The organism is Pseudomonas sp. GXM4, from assembly GCF_008923895.1.
Classification (GTDB): domain Bacteria; phylum Pseudomonadota; class Gammaproteobacteria; order Pseudomonadales; family Pseudomonadaceae; genus Aquipseudomonas; species Aquipseudomonas atacamensis.
In genome coordinates, this window is sequence record NZ_WBRZ01000004.1 from 1 (window position 1) to 16,976 (window position 16,976).

General features: G+C 57.3%; 22 protein-coding genes. 15 read left to right on the top strand and 7 right to left on the bottom strand.

Annotated features, from left to right (window positions below; translation table 11 throughout):
* The first annotated feature begins 65 nt into the window (after positions 1 to 65).
* Positions 66 to 521, top strand: coding sequence for a DUF2214 family protein (locus F8N49_RS01365; RefSeq protein WP_071171726.1), 456 nt, complete (start codon positions 66 to 68; stop codon positions 519 to 521).
* Between the two features lie 219 nt (positions 522 to 740).
* On the opposite strand, the gene csrA is transcribed toward F8N49_RS01365, so the two are convergent.
* Positions 741 to 935 (bottom strand): carbon storage regulator CsrA, encoded by a 195-nt coding sequence (csrA, locus tag F8N49_RS01370; protein ID WP_003179932.1) that lies wholly within the window; start codon positions 933 to 935, stop codon positions 741 to 743.
* A 250-nt stretch (positions 936 to 1,185) separates the two neighbouring features.
* On the opposite strand from csrA, the gene F8N49_RS01375 reads away from it, so the two are divergent.
* Complete coding sequence (locus tag F8N49_RS01375; RefSeq protein WP_024012401.1) at positions 1,186 to 1,551, top strand: SPOR domain-containing protein; 366 nt, start codon at positions 1,186 to 1,188, stop codon at positions 1,549 to 1,551.
* 82 nt (positions 1,552 to 1,633) lie between these two features.
* Here F8N49_RS01375 and F8N49_RS01380 read toward each other — a convergent pair whose 3' ends face one another.
* The 3 genes from F8N49_RS01380 to F8N49_RS01390 form a co-directional block, all read right to left on the bottom strand.
* Positions 1,634 to 2,323 carry an endonuclease gene (locus F8N49_RS01380; RefSeq protein WP_071171727.1) on the bottom strand — a complete coding sequence of 230 codons (690 nt, stop codon included), beginning with the start codon at positions 2,321 to 2,323 and terminating at the stop codon, positions 1,634 to 1,636.
* Positions 2,324 to 2,327: 4 nt separating this feature from the next.
* Positions 2,328 to 2,597, bottom strand: a complete 270-nt coding sequence (locus tag F8N49_RS01385; protein WP_016774035.1) for a DUF1654 domain-containing protein — start codon at positions 2,595 to 2,597, stop codon at positions 2,328 to 2,330.
* A gap of 197 nt (positions 2,598 to 2,794) precedes the next feature.
* Positions 2,795 to 3,883 carry an asparaginase gene (locus F8N49_RS01390; protein ID WP_122747214.1) on the bottom strand — a complete coding sequence of 363 codons (1,089 nt, stop codon included), beginning with the start codon at positions 3,881 to 3,883 and terminating at the stop codon, positions 2,795 to 2,797.
* A gap of 336 nt (positions 3,884 to 4,219) precedes the next feature.
* On the opposite strand from F8N49_RS01390, the gene F8N49_RS01395 reads away from it, so the two are divergent.
* From F8N49_RS01395 to F8N49_RS01430, 8 genes are all read left to right on the top strand, one after another.
* Positions 4,220 to 4,669 (top strand): hypothetical protein, encoded by a 450-nt coding sequence (locus F8N49_RS01395; protein ID WP_016774037.1) that lies wholly within the window; start codon positions 4,220 to 4,222, stop codon positions 4,667 to 4,669.
* A 198-nt stretch (positions 4,670 to 4,867) separates the two neighbouring features.
* Complete coding sequence (locus F8N49_RS01400) at positions 4,868 to 5,824, top strand: sugar ABC transporter substrate-binding protein (protein ID WP_151550658.1); 957 nt, start codon at positions 4,868 to 4,870, stop codon at positions 5,822 to 5,824.
* A gap of 55 nt (positions 5,825 to 5,879) precedes the next feature.
* Positions 5,880 to 7,433 carry a sugar ABC transporter ATP-binding protein gene (locus tag F8N49_RS01405; RefSeq protein ID WP_151550659.1) on the top strand — a complete coding sequence of 518 codons (1,554 nt, stop codon included), beginning with the start codon at positions 5,880 to 5,882 and terminating at the stop codon, positions 7,431 to 7,433.
* Entirely contained in the window at positions 7,430 to 8,407 is a 978-nt protein-coding gene (locus F8N49_RS01410; protein WP_039762079.1) for an ABC transporter permease, read from the top strand. The genes F8N49_RS01405 and F8N49_RS01410 overlap by 4 nt, the downstream gene beginning before the upstream one ends.
* 3 nt (positions 8,408 to 8,410) lie before the next feature.
* Positions 8,411 to 9,430: a LacI family DNA-binding transcriptional regulator gene (locus F8N49_RS01415; RefSeq protein ID WP_151550660.1), complete on the top strand. Its 1,020-nt coding sequence runs from the start codon at positions 8,411 to 8,413 to the stop codon at positions 9,428 to 9,430.
* 24 nt (positions 9,431 to 9,454) lie between these two features.
* Positions 9,455 to 10,372 carry a ribokinase gene (gene rbsK, locus F8N49_RS01420; protein ID WP_071171732.1) on the top strand — a complete coding sequence of 306 codons (918 nt, stop codon included), beginning with the start codon at positions 9,455 to 9,457 and terminating at the stop codon, positions 10,370 to 10,372.
* Positions 10,369 to 10,773, top strand: a complete 405-nt coding sequence (gene rbsD / locus F8N49_RS01425; RefSeq protein ID WP_122747217.1) for a D-ribose pyranase — start codon at positions 10,369 to 10,371, stop codon at positions 10,771 to 10,773. The genes rbsK and rbsD overlap by 4 nt, the downstream gene beginning before the upstream one ends.
* A gap of 31 nt (positions 10,774 to 10,804) precedes the next feature.
* Entirely contained in the window at positions 10,805 to 11,833 is a 1,029-nt protein-coding gene (locus F8N49_RS01430) for a nucleoside hydrolase (RefSeq protein ID WP_071171734.1), read from the top strand.
* Positions 11,834 to 11,867: 34 nt separating this feature from the next.
* Here F8N49_RS01430 and F8N49_RS01435 read toward each other — a convergent pair whose 3' ends face one another.
* A complete protein-coding gene (locus F8N49_RS01435; protein ID WP_071171735.1) occupies positions 11,868 to 12,068 on the bottom strand; it encodes a hypothetical protein in 201 nt (66 codons plus the stop codon).
* 130 nt (positions 12,069 to 12,198) lie between these two features.
* Here F8N49_RS01435 and F8N49_RS01440 point away from each other — a divergent pair, with 130 nt between their 5' ends.
* Together F8N49_RS01440 and F8N49_RS01445 are read left to right on the top strand one after the other, a co-directional pair.
* On the top strand, positions 12,199 to 12,501 hold the full coding sequence (locus F8N49_RS01440) for a hypothetical protein (RefSeq protein ID WP_016774046.1): 303 nt from the start codon (positions 12,199 to 12,201) through the stop codon (positions 12,499 to 12,501).
* A 166-nt stretch (positions 12,502 to 12,667) separates the two neighbouring features.
* Positions 12,668 to 12,985, top strand: a complete 318-nt coding sequence (locus F8N49_RS01445) for an I78 family peptidase inhibitor (RefSeq protein WP_016774047.1) — start codon at positions 12,668 to 12,670, stop codon at positions 12,983 to 12,985.
* A 64-nt stretch (positions 12,986 to 13,049) separates the two neighbouring features.
* On the opposite strand, the gene F8N49_RS01450 is transcribed toward F8N49_RS01445, so the two are convergent.
* A complete protein-coding gene (locus F8N49_RS01450; protein ID WP_003179963.1) occupies positions 13,050 to 13,262 on the bottom strand; it encodes a cold-shock protein in 213 nt (70 codons plus the stop codon).
* A gap of 290 nt (positions 13,263 to 13,552) precedes the next feature.
* Complete coding sequence (locus tag F8N49_RS01455; protein ID WP_016774048.1) at positions 13,553 to 13,855, bottom strand: hypothetical protein; 303 nt, start codon at positions 13,853 to 13,855, stop codon at positions 13,553 to 13,555.
* Positions 13,856 to 14,225: 370 nt separating this feature from the next.
* Here F8N49_RS01455 and thrS point away from each other — a divergent pair, with 370 nt between their 5' ends.
* From thrS to rpmI, 3 genes are read left to right on the top strand one after another with little or no spacing between them, the layout of a single operon-like run.
* The gene (thrS, locus tag F8N49_RS01460; protein WP_024012407.1) at positions 14,226 to 16,148 is read left to right on the top strand and encodes a threonine--tRNA ligase; all 1,923 of its coding nucleotides are present in this window, start codon (positions 14,226 to 14,228) and stop codon (positions 16,146 to 16,148) included.
* Positions 16,148 to 16,699 (top strand): translation initiation factor IF-3, encoded by a 552-nt coding sequence (gene infC, locus F8N49_RS01465; RefSeq protein ID WP_169432615.1) that lies wholly within the window; start codon positions 16,148 to 16,150, stop codon positions 16,697 to 16,699. The genes thrS and infC overlap by 1 nt, the downstream gene beginning before the upstream one ends.
* 60 nt (positions 16,700 to 16,759) lie before the next feature.
* The gene (rpmI, locus tag F8N49_RS01470; protein WP_002553160.1) at positions 16,760 to 16,954 is read left to right on the top strand and encodes a 50S ribosomal protein L35; all 195 of its coding nucleotides are present in this window, start codon (positions 16,760 to 16,762) and stop codon (positions 16,952 to 16,954) included.
* Positions 16,955 to 16,976 lie beyond the last annotated feature (22 nt).

Below are 16,976 nucleotides of genomic sequence, written 5' to 3' on the forward strand. Positions count from 1 at the left end.
GAGGCGCGGTTTTTTCGTCTACTACTGACTGGCCGATTTTCAACTCTTTATAAGGGAGTGCGTCGATGCTGAGTCAGTGGGTCCTGGCCGCTATCCATCTATTCGCGTTTGCCTTGGCTTTCTGGGCGGCGCTGACGCGCGGCACAGCTTTCCGAAAGCTCGCGGCGGGTACGGGAGAGGTCAAGCGCGTTCTGCTCGCGGATAACCTTTGGGGGCTTTCAGCTTTGACGCTGCTTATCACCGGAGCGATGCGTGCATTTGGTGGTTACGAGAAAGGCTCTGACTATTACCTGCATCAGCCGCTGTTTCATCTGAAGATGACGCTGTTCTTGCTGATCCTGCTGATGGAGCTTGCACCGATGATCACGCTGATCAAATGGCGCATCGCATCCTCGCGCGGTGTGGCGCTTGATAGCGGACGTGCGAAGTTGTACGCGCGAATCAGTCATGTTGAAGCGCTGCTGCTGATCCTGATGATGGTCGCGGCGACAGGCATGGCGCGTGGCGTGATATTCGCTTAGAAGGCGAAATTCTCCGTGCTCTATCGGAAACGTCCGACAGCCAGCTCCAGGAGTGAAAGGTAATATCGGCGCAAGAAAGGGGGGAGGGGCAAGTGAAAGGAGTCAGCATGCTTCAGGCGCCGTGCCCAGCGGGGTGAAATGCGGATGGCTAAACGGCGCGTGAATCTTTAGCCAGTCTTGCGCGACGGCAATAGGACTGGCTACGTAATGCAAAGTGGCTCAGGGCGTTTGCGGCTTGTCCGGAGCGGTCAGGCCGGCCTGGATGCGTTGGTAAATTTCTTCACGGTGCACTGCCACGTTTTTCGGAGCGTTGATACCGATGCGGACTTGTTGGCCGCTGACTCCGAGGATGGTGATCGTGATGTCATCACCAATGTTTATGCTTTCACCGACTTTGCGGGTGAGTATCAGCATGGTCTTCTCCTTGATTGCTTTGTAGGGCACCTGATTCAGACAGTGCAGAGGTCGGTGGTATCTATAGATTAGTGCGAAGTCTCACGGTTTGGGTGCCTCTTTCTGACGCGCAGAAGCGGCATTAATTCCCAGGGCGTAACTATACAGAGGCTGCAATCATCATTCTCGTTGTTTTGTGCCCATTTTGCGGGGCTCGCGAAGTATTTTTGAATGATAAGATCGCCGCTTTACGAATTCCGAGGGAAGCGTTGTGCGCAAATTGGTTTGGCTGGTAGCGGCACTGGCATTGGCAGGCTGCGGTGAAGGCAAGAATGTAGATGCGCCGAAGCCTGAGACGAAGGTCGCGGCAGCGCCGGCGGCCGCCGCGCCACAGTGGGATCTGGAAGTGCGTGGCGAGACTCCTCAGGCCGTCAGTGACCTGAGCGGCTGGTTGATCGAGCACGCTTTCGTTCCGACGGTCGTCAAGGACGGCAGCGGTAAAACACGAATTCTGATCGGTCCGTTCAATTCCCAGGCTGACGCCGAGGCGCGCAAGGTGCAGGTGGATGCGGCGTTGGTAAAAGCCAAAAAACAAAATATCGAGTCGGTGGTGATCGAGCATCCGCTAACGCCATAAGCGAAGCGCCTTCAAAACACGCTGAACAGACATTAAAAAGGCCTCGAGCATAACGCTTGAGGCCTTTTTATTTCCGCTGCAATCAGCCGCAGGCTTGCAGGTTTACCGAGCCGACAAACTCGTTGCCGCGCCCCATCACGCATGCCACGCTCTGGTTGCGCTGACGTTCCCAGTCCTGCACTGGATAGGTCTTGTCCCACGCTTCGTACAACTGCCGATCCTGCTTGGACAGACGCAGTCCGTATTGTTTGCTCATATAAAAATACGTGCGGGCGATCATGCCGCGAATCGAAGGGCGGGGCATGACCTTCTTCGCCTTGAAGTCGACCTGCGTCAGGCAGGAGCCATATTGGCCGGACTGCACCGGCAACCAGCCGTAGCTGAAGTTGCTGCGGTCACCGTTGACCTCTCCAATGCTCGGCACCAGATTGTGCAAATCAGCTTCGGCCTTTTGATAAACCGGATCGTAACGCGTGCAATTCTTGCGTCCGCCTTGCTGCCAGCACTGTCGCTGATGGCCGATCTGCCAGGCCGGCACGATGTGCTCCCATTCGATTCTCGATGCACGCTTGGCGTTCTTGCGCGGCACATAGCCGCAAGCCTTCAGGTCGACCTTGTTGCCGGTGTACTTGCAGCCGCAGTAAAACTCGGTGGATTGCGGCGCATAAAGTTTCCACGCGGCTTTCTTGGCTTCGGAAAATGTACGTGGGGCGCCAGCCTGGGCGCCCATGGCGAAAAACAACAACAGCAAAGCAACACAGCGGACACTCATTGCGTCAATCTTCCTTCGGCACAACCCAAAAAATCTGCACGCCACCGTCATCGCGATAAGCGAGGGTAACGTTGTCGTTCTCGTCGATTTCCTCGAGCAAGCGCTCCCAGTCGTCCATCGGCTCATCCGGCAGACGGAAAATCAGTGCGGCTTTGGCTTTTTGTGCGGTGGGGGAATTGATGATTTTCTGAACGCGCATACCCATGCGTTCGTAAGCGTCAGGAGCAGCAGGAGAGGTGGCCACGAGGTTATCCTTATTAAGCTGTACGTGCATACAGTATTTAACTGTAGGCGATTTCGCAACTGCTTAAAATTCAAGAAAATCCTCTGACAGCGGGTTTCCGGTTTTGGTGTAGGGCTTGTCGAGATTTTTGTGGGAAAAGTATTGGAAGGGTGTAAGCGGGGCATCACCTGCCAAGCTGGCAGGTGATGCGCAATTGCCCGATCGAGAAGTGATCAGGCGAAGGACGATCAGTATTCCCAGAACATCCGTTGCAGCTCTTTACTGTCGTTGGTCTTGGTCAGCGCGACCATCGCCAGGATGCGGGCTTTTTGCGGATTCAGATCGTGAGCGACAACCCAGTCGTATTTGTCGTCAGGCTGTTCGGCGTTACGCAGGACAAAGCCGCCGGCGTTGACGTGGGACGAGCGAATGATCTGCACGCCATCCTTGCGCAGGGCTTGCAGGGATGGAACCACACGAGAGGATACCGAACCGTTGCCAGTGCCGGCGTGGATGATGGCTTTGGCGCCGGCTTGCGCCAGTGCCTTGTAGGCGGTATCGCTGACGTTGCCGTAGGAGTAGGCAATTTCTACGTCAGGCAGGCTCTTGATGTTTTTGATGTCGAATTCCGAATCCATGGTGTGACGCTTGGCCGGCAGGCGGAACCAGTAGGATTTGCCTTCGACCACCATGCCCAGCGGGCCCCAGGCACTTTTGAATGCTTCGGTCTTGATGTTGATCATTTTGCTGACGTCGCGACCGGACTGGATCTCGTCGTTCATGGTCACCAGCACGCCTTTGCCGCGCGCTTCTTTGCTGCTCGCCACGGCGACGGCGTTATACAGGTTGAGCATGCCGTCTGCCGACATGGCAGTGCCCGGACGCATCGAACCGACGACGATGATCGGCTTGTCGGTTTTCTCGACCAGGTTCAGGAAGTACGCGGTTTCTTCGAGGGTGTCGGTGCCGTGGGTGATAACGATGCCGTCGACGTCCTTGCTGTCAGCCAGTTCGGAAACGCGACGACCCAATTGCAGCAGGTTGTCATTGGTGATGCTTTCCGAAGCGATCTGCATGACTTGTTCGCCACGCACGTTAGCCAGTTTGCTCAGCTCGGGAATGCCGGCTATCAGTTGCTCGATACCGACTTTCGCTGCCTGGTAAGTGGCACTGTTGGCGGCACTGGCGCCAGCGCCGGCGATGGTACCGCCGGTGGCGAGAACAACGACGTTGGCCAGTTTGGTCTGGGTTTCGACTTCTTTTGCCTGAAGGGCAGTAGGCAGGAGCAGGAGGAGGGCCAATGCGCCCGGAATCAAGGTATTGAAAGCAGATTTCATTATTTTTCTCTCTAGTCGTGAGACGGTGCTGATGCAGGTTCATCTAGATGCGCCCCAAGCCGATCTGAATGCTTGAGGTGCAAGGACGGGAGCAGGATTCATACCATGCGTAATGTGCTGGCGGAAAATGTTTAACCCGATGATTTAAATCAATATTTGTCGGTGGCTGGAGCATCGTTGAGGACCCATCCATCCGGGATTCCGAACGACAGCGGGATTCTTGTTCGGCTCGCCGATAGGCAATCTCTGAAAAGCCAGGCGGGAGACAAATCCCTGCTAAAGAAATGTGCTCCCAGGCCGATGCGTCCTCAAGGAAACCAAATCTTAGGAGTTCACATGTCACTGACGGTCGGTTTTGCCAATCCCGCTGCAGTCACCATCGGCGGTAAAACTGCAGCCACGATCAACACCCTGAACGACGCGACCAATGAGGCTTCGGCGCAGGCGCTGGGTACCGAGAAGACTGAGAAGAATCAGGTCAGAACCGGTGGTGGTCCTGTGCAGGAAAACAGTGAAACCGAGGCCGACAGTAATCTCAGCATTACCGTCAAGACACTGCTCAAGCGGATGAAGGAGTTGCAAAAACAACTTCAGGAGCAGCAGCAGCAACTGGCTGCGGCTCAGGCCGCAAGCTATCCGACTCCCGAAGCGAAATCCCAGGCAGTGATGTCGATTCAGGGCCAGATCGCGCAAACCAGCGCCGCACTGGCAGAGGTGGCGGGTGCGTTGGTCAAGGAGATGTCGAAAAGCGCTCCCAGCGGCGGCTTGGTCAATACGACTGCCTGAAGCGCCAAATTGCCAATTCGGCGATTCGGCCTACAACAAAAGACGATTTCTGATTGTTGACAAATGCCGGCGGGATTCTCATAGTTCGATCTACGCAAACGTTTGCGCGGCTTAGAAGGGTATTTTCTCCCGGAGCCGTGACGTAGCTTACGTCAGCGCAAACGTTGCTCACAATAATCATAAGATCGGAGTGAACCCATGAAGCTGCCCTTCGCCGCACGTCTTCTTGCTGTCGCTATGCTGGCTACCACAGCCGCCGCACTACCTGTCTCCTCGGCGTTCGCCGAATCTGCAGAAAAGCCCAAAGTCGCCCTGGTCATGAAATCCTTGGCCAACGAATTCTTCCTGACCATGGAAGACGGCGCCAAGGCCTACCAGAAAGAACACTCCGCCGATTTCGATCTGATCTCCAACGGTATCAAAGACGAAACCGACACCGCCGGCCAGACTCGCATCGTCGAACAGATGATCCTGGCCAAGGTGAATGCACTGGTGATCGCGCCGTCTGACTCCAAGGCCATGGTGCCGGTTATCAAGAAGGCCGTAGACGCCGGTATCACGGTGATCAACATCGACAACCAGCTCGATCCCGCCGTAATCAAAAGCAAAAACATCAACGTGCCTTTCGTAGGTCCGGACAACCGCAAGGGTGCACGTCTGGTTGGCGAATATTTGGCCACGCAACTGAAGGCGGGCGACGAGGTCGGTATCATCGAAGGCGTGTCTACCACCACCAACGCGCAGGCACGTACGGCCGGCTTCAAGGACGCGATGGAGGCCGCGCAGATCAAAGTGGTCTCGCTGCAATCCGGTGATTGGGAAATCGACAAGGGCAACAAGGTTGCCGCTTCGATCCTCAGTGAATACCCGGATGTCAAAGCACTGCTGGCCGGTAACGACAGCATGGCGGTTGGCGCCGTTTCCGCAGTCCGTGCCGCTGGCAAGGCAGGGCAGGTGAAGGTTGTCGGTTATGACAACATCAATGCGATCAAGCCAATGCTCAAGGACGGTCGTGTGCTGGCGACGGCTGACCAGTTTGCAGCCAAGCAGGCCGTGTTCGGCATCGAAACCGCACTGAAGATCATCAAGGGCGAGAAAGTCGACAGCGCTGCCAGCGGCGTGATCGAAACACCGGTCGAGCTGGTCACCCAGTAAGTCATCTGGCGACACAACGGCGCTCGTCCGTCCGGGCGAGCGCATGGAGATTTCTATGTCAGTTTCCGCCCCGAACGCTGTCCTCTCGGTCAGCGGTATCGGCAAGACCTATGCGCAACCGGTGCTCACCGGCATCGATCTGACGCTGATGCGCGGTGAAGTACTGGCGCTGACCGGCGAAAATGGTGCCGGCAAAAGTACCCTGTCGAAGATCATTGGTGGTCTGGTCACACCGACCACCGGCCAGATGCAATTCCACGGCAAGGACTATCGTCCGGGCAGCCGTACCCAGGCTGAAGAGCTTGGCGTGCGCATGGTCATGCAAGAACTCAATCTGTTGCCGACGCTGTCGGTGGCGGAAAACCTCTTTCTGGATAATCTGCCGAGCAGCGCTGGCTGGATCAGCCGCAAGCAGTTGCGCAAGGCGGCGATCGAAGCCATGGCGCAAGTCGGCCTCGATGCGATCGACCCGGACACACTGGTTGGCGAGTTGGGTATCGGTCATCAACAGATGGTCGAAATCGCGCGCAACCTGATTGGCGATTGCCACGTGCTGATCCTCGATGAGCCGACCGCGATGCTCACGGCGCGCGAAGTCGAAATGCTCTTCGAGCAGATCACCCAATTGCAGGCTCGCGGCGTTTCCATCATCTATATCTCTCATCGTCTCGAAGAACTGGCGCGGGTGGCGCAGCGTATTGCTGTGCTGCGTGACGGCAATCTGGTCTGCGTCGAGCCGATGGCCAACTACAACAGCGAGCAACTGGTCACCTTGATGGTCGGTCGCGAACTGGGCGAACACATCGACATGGGGCCGCGCAAGATCGGCGCTCCGGCGTTGACGGTCAAAGGCCTGACGCGTTCGGACAAAGTCCGCGACGTCTCTTTCGAGGTGCGTGCCGGGGAGATCTTCGGCATTTCCGGATTGATCGGGGCAGGGCGCACGGAATTGCTGCGGCTGATATTCGGTGCCGATGCTGCCGACAGCGGCACCATCGCGCTCGGCTCGCCGGCCAAAGTCGTGAGTGTTCGCTCGCCAGTCGATGCCGTGCGCAACGGCATTGCGCTGATCACCGAGGATCGCAAGGGCGAAGGGCTGCTGCTCAGTCAGTCGATCAGCGCCAACATCGCCTTGGGCAACATGCCGGAAATCTCCAGTGGTGGTTTCGTCAACAACGGCGACGAAATCTCACTGGCGCAGCGTCAGATCGAAGCCATGCGTATCCGTAGTTCTAGCCCGACGCAGCTGGTCTCGGAACTGTCCGGCGGCAATCAGCAGAAGGTCGTGATCGGCCGCTGGCTGGAGCGCGACTGTTCGGTGCTGCTGTTCGACGAGCCGACTCGCGGGATTGATGTCGGCGCCAAGTTCGACATTTACGGTTTGCTCGGCGAGTTGACCCGCCAGGGCAAGGCATTGGTCGTGGTGTCCAGTGACTTGCGTGAGTTGATGCTGATCTGCGATCGAATCGGCGTGCTTTCGGCGGGACGTCTGATCGACACCTTCGAGCGCGACAGCTGGACCCAGGATGATTTGCTTGCCGCCGCTTTCGCCGGCTACCAGAAACGTGATGCGTTGCTCAATGAAGCAGCGCCTAGGGATCTCCCATGAAAACTGCATCTTCTGCCAGTAAACGTAATGGCAATTTCTTCGGCCTGGGTACTTATCTGGGCCTGGCCGGTGCCTTGCTGGCGATGATTGCGCTGTTCTCGGTCCTGAGCAGCCATTTCCTCTCGTACAACACCTTCAGCACCCTGGCCAACCAGATTCCCGACCTGATGGTGCTGGCGGTGGGCATGACCTTTGTGCTGATCATCGGCGGCATCGATTTGTCCGTCGGCTCGGTCCTCGCGCTGGCCGCATCGACGGTCAGCGTTGCGATTCTCGGCTGGGGCTGGAGCGTTTTGCCAGCGGCGCTGCTCGGCATGGCGGTGGCGGCTCTGGCCGGCACCATCACTGGCTCGATCACCGTGGCCTGGCGGATTCCGTCGTTCATCGTCTCCCTCGGCGTGCTGGAAATGGCCCGCGGTGTGGCGTATCAGATGACCGGGTCGCGCACTGCCTACATTGGCGATGCGTTCGCCTGGCTGTCGAATCCGATCGCGTTCGGCATTTCCCCGTCGTTCATCATCGCTTTGTTGGTGATCTTCATCGCGCAGGCAGTTTTGACCCGCACGGTTTTCGGCCGCTACCTGATCGGCATCGGCACCAACGAAGAAGCCGTGCGGCTGGCCGGGATCAATCCCAAGCCCTACAAGATTCTGGTGTTCAGCCTTATGGGGCTGCTGGCGGGCATTGCCGCTCTGTTTCAGATTTCGCGTCTGGAGGCGGCTGACCCGAACGCGGGTTCGGGCCTGGAACTGCAAGTGATCGCAGCGGTGGTAATCGGCGGCACCAGCCTGATGGGCGGGCGCGGTTCGGTGATCAGCACTTTCTTTGGTGTGTTGATCATTTCCGTACTCGCGGCCGGTCTCGCGCAGATTGGTGCGACGGAGCCGACCAAGCGCATCATCACCGGTGCGGTAATTGTTATCGCTGTGGTGCTCGACACCTATCGCAGTCAACGCGCCAGTCGTCGGGGCTGAACCATGGCAACGATCAAGGATGTAGCGGCGCTCGCGGGCATTTCCTACACGACCGTGTCGCACGTGGTGAACAACACCCGCCCGGTCAGTCAGGAAGTGCGGCGCAAAGTCGAGGCGGCGATCAAGAGCCTCGACTACGTGCCAAGTGCCGTGGCGCGCTCGCTGAAAGCCAAGACCACGGCGACCATCGGCCTGCTGGTGCCTAACAGCCTCAACCCGTACTTCGCTGAATTGGCGCGCGGAATCGAGGATTACTGCGAGCGCAACGGCTATTGCGTGATCCTCTGTAACTCCGACGACAACCCGGACAAGCAGCGCAGCTATTTGCGTGTGTTGCTGGAAAAGCGCATCGACGGTTTGATCGTCGCCTCCGCCGGCGGTGACAGTGGTCTGGCGCAAGGACTGGCGGGCGTGAAGACCCCGATGGTCATCGTCGACCGGGGCCTGGAAGGTGTAAATGCCGATCTGGTGCGCATCGACCACGAATACGGCGCTTATCTGGCAACCTGTCACCTGCTCGAGTTGGGGCATCGCGACATCGCTACAATCGGCGGTCCGGCCAGTACCAGCGTGGCGCAAATGCGTCAGGCCGGTTACTGCCGAGCGCTGCAAGAGGCGGGAATCGAGGTGCGCGAAGAGCGCATGCTGGAAAGCGACTTCACCAGCACCGGCGGTTACAACGCCGCTGCCCGGCTGCTTGAAAGCAATCCGCCCAGTGCGATTTTTGCCGGCAACGACATGATTGGCATCGGTGTGCTGCGTGCGGCGGCTGAACGTAATGTCCGGGTGCCGGCCGAGCTGTCGGTGATCGGCTTCGATGACATTCAGATGAGTCGTTACGTCTATCCGGCGCTGACCACGGTCGGCCAGTCGATCCTGCAACTGGGCGAGATGGCCGCCGAAGTGCTGTTGCGCAGAATTGCTGCGCCCGATTCGGGTACCGATCAACGCATCGTGACTCCGAGCATTGTCCTGCGCGAATCGACCGCGCCGCTGTCCGGCGTGTTCACCGAATATCGCTGAAACCGAATTGATGAGTAGTGATGTATGCCAGCAAATGTAGTGGTAATAGGCAGCCTGAACATGGACCTGGTCACCCGGGCGCCACGGCTGCCGCGCGGCGGTGAAACGCTGATTGGTCATTCCTTTGCCACGGTGTCTGGCGGCAAGGGCGCCAATCAGGCGGTTGCTGCTGCTCGTCTGGGCGCGCAGGTGGCGATGATCGGTTGCGTGGGAAATGACGACTACGGTGTGCGATTGCGCGATGCCTTGCTCGCCGAGCACATCGACTGCCAGGCTGTCAGCGTCGTAGAGGATTCCAGTGGCGTGGCGCTGATTGTGGTGGATGACAACAGCCAGAACGCCATTGTGATTGTCGCCGGTGCCAACGGCGCGATGATGCCTGCAGTGATCGACCGCTTTGACGCGGTTTTACAGGCCGCCGACGTGGTGATCTGTCAGCTCGAGATTCCCGATGCGACGGTCGGGCATGCGCTCAAGCGTGCACGTGAACTGGGCAAGACCGTCATCCTCAATCCGGCGCCGGCGAGCCGTCCTTTGCCGGCAGACTGGTTCGCGGCGATCGACTATCTGATTCCCAACGAGAGCGAAGCGGCCGCATTGAGCGGGCTCGCTGTCGACTCGTTGCAGTCGGCAGAAACGGCTGCCACTCAATTGATTGCCATGGGCGCCGGTAAAGTCATTGTCACGTTGGGCGCGCAGGGTTCGTTGTTCGCCAATGGCAAGGGCTTCGAACACTTCCCCGCGCCGACCGTGAAGGCGCTCGATACCACGGCCGCAGGCGACACCTTTGTCGGCGGTTTCGCCGCAGCGCTGGCCGATGGCAAATCCGAGGACGAGGCGATCCGCTACGGTCAGATCGCCGCTGCACTGTCGGTTACCCGCGCCGGTGCGCAACCGTCGATTCCAACCATGTCCGAAGTACAGGCGTTCAGACCCGCATGAAAAAGACTCCATTACTCAACGTCGCGCTGTCGCGACTGATCGCTTCGCTTGGCCACGGTGACATGGTCGTGATCGGCGACGCCGGTTTGCCCGTGCCGCCGGGTGTCGAGCTGATTGATCTGGCACTGACCCATGGCATCCCTGATTTCGTCAGCACGCTGAAAGTCGTGCTCAGCGAAATGCAGGTAGAAAGCCATGTGCTGGCCAGAGAGATCTTCGATAAGCAGCCCTCGGCGCTGGCTGATCTGGACGCGTTGAGCGAAGAGGGCGCGCTGGGTCGTAGGGATCTGCTCACTCACGAGCAGTTCAAGGTACTGAGCCGACAAGCCAGGGCGATCATTCGTACAGGAGAATGTCAGCCGTACTGCAACATCGTTCTGGTCGCCGGGGTTACATTCTGATTTCCGATTTCACCTGCACAAGGAATGCGCTATGCAACGCTACGCTGAAAAAATTCACCAACTGATCCGGAGTCTGCTGCTTTTGTCCGTGATAACTGCGACCGGCGCTCAGGCGGCGGAAAAGGTCGATCTGATCATCGATACCGATCCAGGCGCCGACGACGTGGTCGCTTTGCTCTTCGCGCTGGCGTCGCCGGATGAACTGAATATTCGCGCGCTGACTACCGTGGCCGGCAACGTGCGGCTGGACAAGACTTCGCGCAACGCGCGGCTGGCTCGCGAATGGGCAGGGCGCGAAGACGTGCCGGTTTACGCTGGCGCACCGAAGCCACTGATGCGCACGCCGATCTACGCCGAGAACATTCATGGCAAGGAAGGCTTGTCGGGCGTCACGGTTCACGAACCGAAGAAAGGCCTGGCGAAAGGAAATGCGGTCAATTATCTGATCGACACTCTTAAATCGGCCAAACCGCACAGCATCACCATCGCCATGCTCGGCCCGCAGACCAATCTGGCTCTGGCATTGATCCAGGAGCCGGAAATCGTTCAGGGCATCAAGGAAGTGGTGATCATGGGCGGGGCGCATTTCAACGGTGGCAACATCACCCCTGTGGCTGAATTCAACCTGTTCGCCGATCCGCAGGCTGCCGAGGTGGTGCTCAAGAGCGGGGTGAAACTCACCTATCTGCCGCTGGACGTGACCCACAAGATCTTGACCAGTGACGCGCGCCTGAAGCAGATCGCCGCGCTGAACAACAATGCGAGCAAGATCGTCGGCGACATTCTCAGCGAATACATCAAGGGCGATATGGAGCACTACGGCATTCCCGGCGGCCCGGTGCATGACGCCACCGTTGTGGCGTATCTGCTCAAGCCCGAGTTGTTTACCGGTCGGGCGGTCAACGTCGTGGTGGATAGCCGTGAAGGACCGACATTCGGCCAGACCATCGTTGACTGGTATGACGGCCTAAAAGCACCGAAGAATGCATTCTGGGTCGAAAATGGCGACGCCCAGGGATTCTTTGATCTGCTGACCGAGCGCCTGAAACGCCTGAAATAAGTCGTCGACCCGCAGGCAGTTTGCCTGCGGGTTTTCACTGCGGCTGTTCGGCCTGGCCGATCGGATAGCGTTCGAATACCTGATTGATAAAATGCTGCGCCGCTTCTATCCCCAACTCCTTGACCAGTAGATCGATGCCGATCAGCGCCAGTTCTTCCGTCGTGCCGGGGCTGTAAGAGCTGTGTCCTTCGGCCCATTTGGCGTTGATGGCGGCGTCGATGCTTATACTGGTCATGGGAGGCTCGAAAGGTCAGGATGTCTGTTTTTCGAGTTAACCATTTTGCGCGGCGTTTGGCACTGCGACTTAGGCATGAGCGGAGCGCTATGCGACACTGGGTCTTTTCCGGCTTACCAAGGACCCTGTTGTGCAGATCGATCTGAATAGCCCTGACGGCCTCACACTCGATGCAGTGCGCCAATTGCTCGCCTCGGCCAGTGACGACGTACACAACCAATTGCGCGTAACCAAAGACGGCATCGCCTATCTGTCAACCGTGACCGGTGGGCAGGATATCGACGGTCTGCTGTTTCGCCTGGAAACCTGGGCGAAGGGCTCCGGCTATGTGGGGAACGTCGCAGCCAGCGATGAAGTCTGGGTGATGCAGATTTTCAACGCGCTCAAGGACAACTGGCCGAATCCGCCGTATGACTACATCGACGTTTATTGAGGTCGTTAATATTCAGTCACGATTGTTTGATGAGTCGCCGCGCGCAGCTCAGGCACACTCGGCATTTTTCCGCTCGTGGGGCAGGGCATGGCTTGAGCCTTGAAACCAAACGCCGCATTGGCGGTCGCACGATCTCTGCTTAAACATTTGAAAACAAGGAGGCTTCATGCCTTTGAAGTTCGCGACACTGGGTGCACTTATGGCCGCTGCTCTGTTGGCTGGTTGCAGCACAACCTCCAGCGAGTCGGCAAAGGAACCCGTGGCTGCTGAATCGGGAAACAGCCGCTGCGAAGCATCGGCAGCGCAATTCGCCATCGGCAAGAAGGCATCCCCTGAATTGCTGGATCAGGCACGTGCCAAGGCTGGGGCGCAAAATGCGCGCTTTCTCAAGCCAAACGACATGATCACCCTGGAATACCGCTCCGATCGCCTGAACCTGAACACCGACAACAACCTGGTGGTTACCCGCGTCAATTGCGGCTGAACACTTTGTTCAAGACATAAAAAACCCCGTCACTTGGACGGGGTTTTTTTAGTGCGCCGAGAAATTACTCTGGGCGAACCTGTGCAGCTTGCATACCCTTTTGGCCTTTCTCAGCCACGAAAGAGACGGTCTGGCCTTCTTTCAGGCTTTTGAAACCGTCGGATTCGATAGCTTTGAAGTGTACGAACAGGTCGTCACCGCCACCTTGAGGAGTGATGAAGCCGAAGCCTTTTTCATCGTTGAACCATTTAACGGTGCCGGTTTGGCGATTAGACATGGTGTATCTCCAAGAAACATATATTTTCAGTAGTACTGTGCTGCTCAGGCCAACTGGGCACACCCGGGTATCATAGTCGAAATGTTCGCTTTGGGAGCCCCCCGGACGTGCTGTTTGCCAATCAGTCGTGTTTTCTTTACCACCCGTCTCTGCTGAAAGCCCCGGTTTGAAAGGCTTTCAGCGAAACGTAAAGACGATAAAAAAACCTGTAAAACCTGCATAAATCGTCTGTAAAGGCTCATTTCCAGCACTTTTTTCCGCCTTTCAGCCGATATTAATACCCGGTTTTCTTATTTTTTCGGGGCGGTATTTGCCTTGCATTTGGCGATCTGGCCAAGGGCTTTCTGTTGCAATTCAGGAGTCGCCTTGTTGTCCATCAGCGCCTGAATGTCGCTGGCCGGATAGGACTTGATGGCGTCAGCACCGCAAGCGCAGTGGGATTTCGCCGCTGCAGCACCGATTTGCTGGGTCGCAGCCTGAGTGCACTGGGCCATGTACTTTTCGCGCTCGCCTTTCGGCCAGTCGGCATGGGCGCTCAGTGGCAGCAGCAGGACGACGGGGGCGACGACGGCGAATAAGCTTTTCAGACGCATGCGAGGATGCTCCTTGTGGGTCAATGTCTTGTTATCTGAGGGCGCAAGGGCCGATCAAGTTCAGCACTCTGGCATAAAATCGGACATTTCGCCTTCTGCCAAATCAGGGCGTGAGCGACCGCTCATCTGTGCTAGCATGCCGGGCTCAAGCGTTCTCAGGCTTCGGATGACCTTCAGTCCCGAAGCGGTCGGCGTGCGAATTTTTCCGATTTGAATCCCAGTCACTCTGGTTCGGTTTTCCGGTTGGCCGCAAGGCTCCTGCCGCTGTAAGGCAGGCGTTCGTCATTGAATGGCCTGGATCGGATCTTGTACTGGCTCATCCCAACCCACGTGACCTTTGGTAGGGGTCACCACTAGGAGAGGAGGCGCCATGCCAACTATTACTCTTCCCGACGGCAGTCAACGTTCATTCGATCACCCGGTTTCCGTAGCCGAGGTCGCCGCATCCATTGGTGCAGGCCTGGCCAAAGCCACGCTCGCCGGCAAGGTCAATGGCCAACTGGTCGACGCCAGCGACATCATCAGCAGCGACGCGACCCTGCAAATCATTACGCCAAAGGATGAAGAGGGGCTGGAGATCATTCGCCACTCTTGCGCGCACCTGGTTGGCCACGCGGTCAAACAGCTGTACCCGACCGCGAAGATGGTCATCGGCCCGGTCATCGACGAAGGCTTCTATTACGACATCGCCTACGAGCGTCCTTTCACGCCGGAAGACATGGCGGCTATCGAACAGCGCATGCAGCAACTGATCGAGAAAGATTACGACGTCATCAAGAAAGTCACTCCGCGCGCTGAAGTGATCGAAGTGTTCAAGGCTCGTGGCGAAGATTACAAGCTGCGTCTGGTCGAAGACATGCCGAACGAGCAGGCCATGGGTCTGTACTATCACGAAGAATACGTCGACATGTGCCGTGGTCCGCACGTGCCGAACACGCGTTTCCTGAAATCCTTCAAGCTGACCAAGCTGTCGGGCGCCTACTGGCGTGGCGACGCCAAGAACGAGCAGTTGCAGCGCGTTTACGGCACTGCCTGGGCCGACAAGAAGCAACTGGCGGCATACATCCAGCGCATCGAAGAAGCCGAGAAGCGCGATCACCGCAAGATCGGCAAGCGCCTGGGCCTGTTCCACACTCAGGAAGAGTCGCCGGGCATGGTGTTCTGGCACCCGAATGGCTGGACTCTGTATCAGGTGCTCGAGCAGTACATGCGCAAGATCCAGCGCGACAACGGCTACCTTGAGATCAAGACTCCTCAAGTCGTCGACCGCAGCCTGTGGGAGAAATCCGGACACTGGGCCAACTACGCCGACAACATGTTCACCACTCAGTCGGAAAACCGCGACTACGCCATCAAGCCGATGAACTGCCCATGCCACGTGCAGGTGTTCAATCAGGGCCTGAAAAGCTACCGTGAGTTGCCAATGCGTCTGGCCGAGTTCGGCGCCTGCCACCGTAACGAACCGTCGGGTGCGTTGCACGGCATCATGCGCGTGCGAGCGTTCACCCAGGACGACGCGCACATTTTCTGCACCGAAGAGCAGATGCAGGCCGAGTCCGCTGCGTTCATCAAGCTGACCATGGACGTCTATCGCGATTTCGGCTTTACCGAAGTCGAGATGAAACTGTCCACTCGTCCGGAAAAACGCGTCGGCTCCGATGAGCTGTGGGATCGCGCTGAAGCAGCATTGGCTGCAGCCCTTGATTCTGCTGGCCTGCCGTACGATCTGCAGCCAGGCGAGGGTGCTTTCTACGGGCCGAAGATCGAGTTCTCGCTGAAAGATTGTCTCGGTCGCGTCTGGCAGTGTGGTACCTTGCAGCTCGATTTTAACCTGCCTGTCCGTTTGGGCGCTGAATACGTCTCTGAAGACAACAGCCGCAAACACCCGGTGATGTTGCACCGCGCGATCCTCGGTTCGTTTGAGCGTTTCGTCGGGATTCTGATCGAGCACTACGAAGGTGCCTTCCCTGCGTGGCTCGCGCCAACCCAGGCGGTGATCATGAATATCACTGATAAACAGGCAGATTTTGTTGCAGAGGTTGAAAAAACTCTCAACGAAAGCGGATTTCGTGCCAAGTCCGACTTGAGAAATGAAAAGATCGGCTTTAAAATCCGCGAGCATACTTTGCTCAAGGTTCCCTATCTTTTGGTTATCGGAGATAAGGAAGTCGAGATGCAGACTGTCGCTGTGCGTACTCGTGAAGGTGCTGACCTGGGCTCGATGCCCGTCGCCCAGTTCGCTGAGTTTCTCGCGCAAGCGGTTTCCCGGCGTGGTCGCCCAGATTCGGAGTAATTATTATTAAGCGTGAAATGAGACAAGATAAACGAGCTGCACCGAAAGCCCCGATCAACGAGAATATCTCGGCACGCGAGGTTCGGTTAATTGGCGCTGATGGCGAGCAGATTGGCATCGTCTCGATTGATGAAGCGCTTCGTATCGCTGAAGAAGCAAAGCTTGATCTGGTGGAAATCTCCGCCGATGCAGTCCCGCCTGTTTGCCGGGTGATGGACTACGGCAAGTCGATCTTCGAGAAGAAGAAGCAGATTGCCGCGGCGAAGAAAAACCAGAAGCAGATTCAGGTTAAAGAAATCAAGTTTCGTCCAGGGACGGAGGAAGGGGATTACCAGGTAAAACTGCGCAACCTGGTACGTTTCCTGAGTGACGGGGACAGGGCCAAGGTATCCTTGCGATTCCGCGGCCGTGAGATGGCCCACCAGGAGCTGGGGATGGAACTCCTCAAGCGGGTTGAACAAGACCTGCTCGAGTACGGTTCGGTCGAACAGCATCCTAAGATGGAAGGACGCCAGCTGATCATGGTCATCGCCCCGAAAAAGAAGAAGTAATCAACAGGGCACGGCAGGCCTTCTGATTATGTTTATCAACTGAATGCGGAGTATCCGAACATGCCAAAAATGAAAACCAAAAGTGGTGCTGCCAAGCGGTTTCTGAAAACTGCTAACGGCATCAAGCACAAGCACGCTTTCAAGAGCCACATCCTGACTAAAATGTCGACCAAGCGTAAGCGTCAACTGCGCGGTAGCAGCTTGCTGCATCCGTCTGACGTGGCAAAAGTCGAGCGCATGCTGCGCCTTCGTTAATTTAGTCAAGAATAGAGGAAGT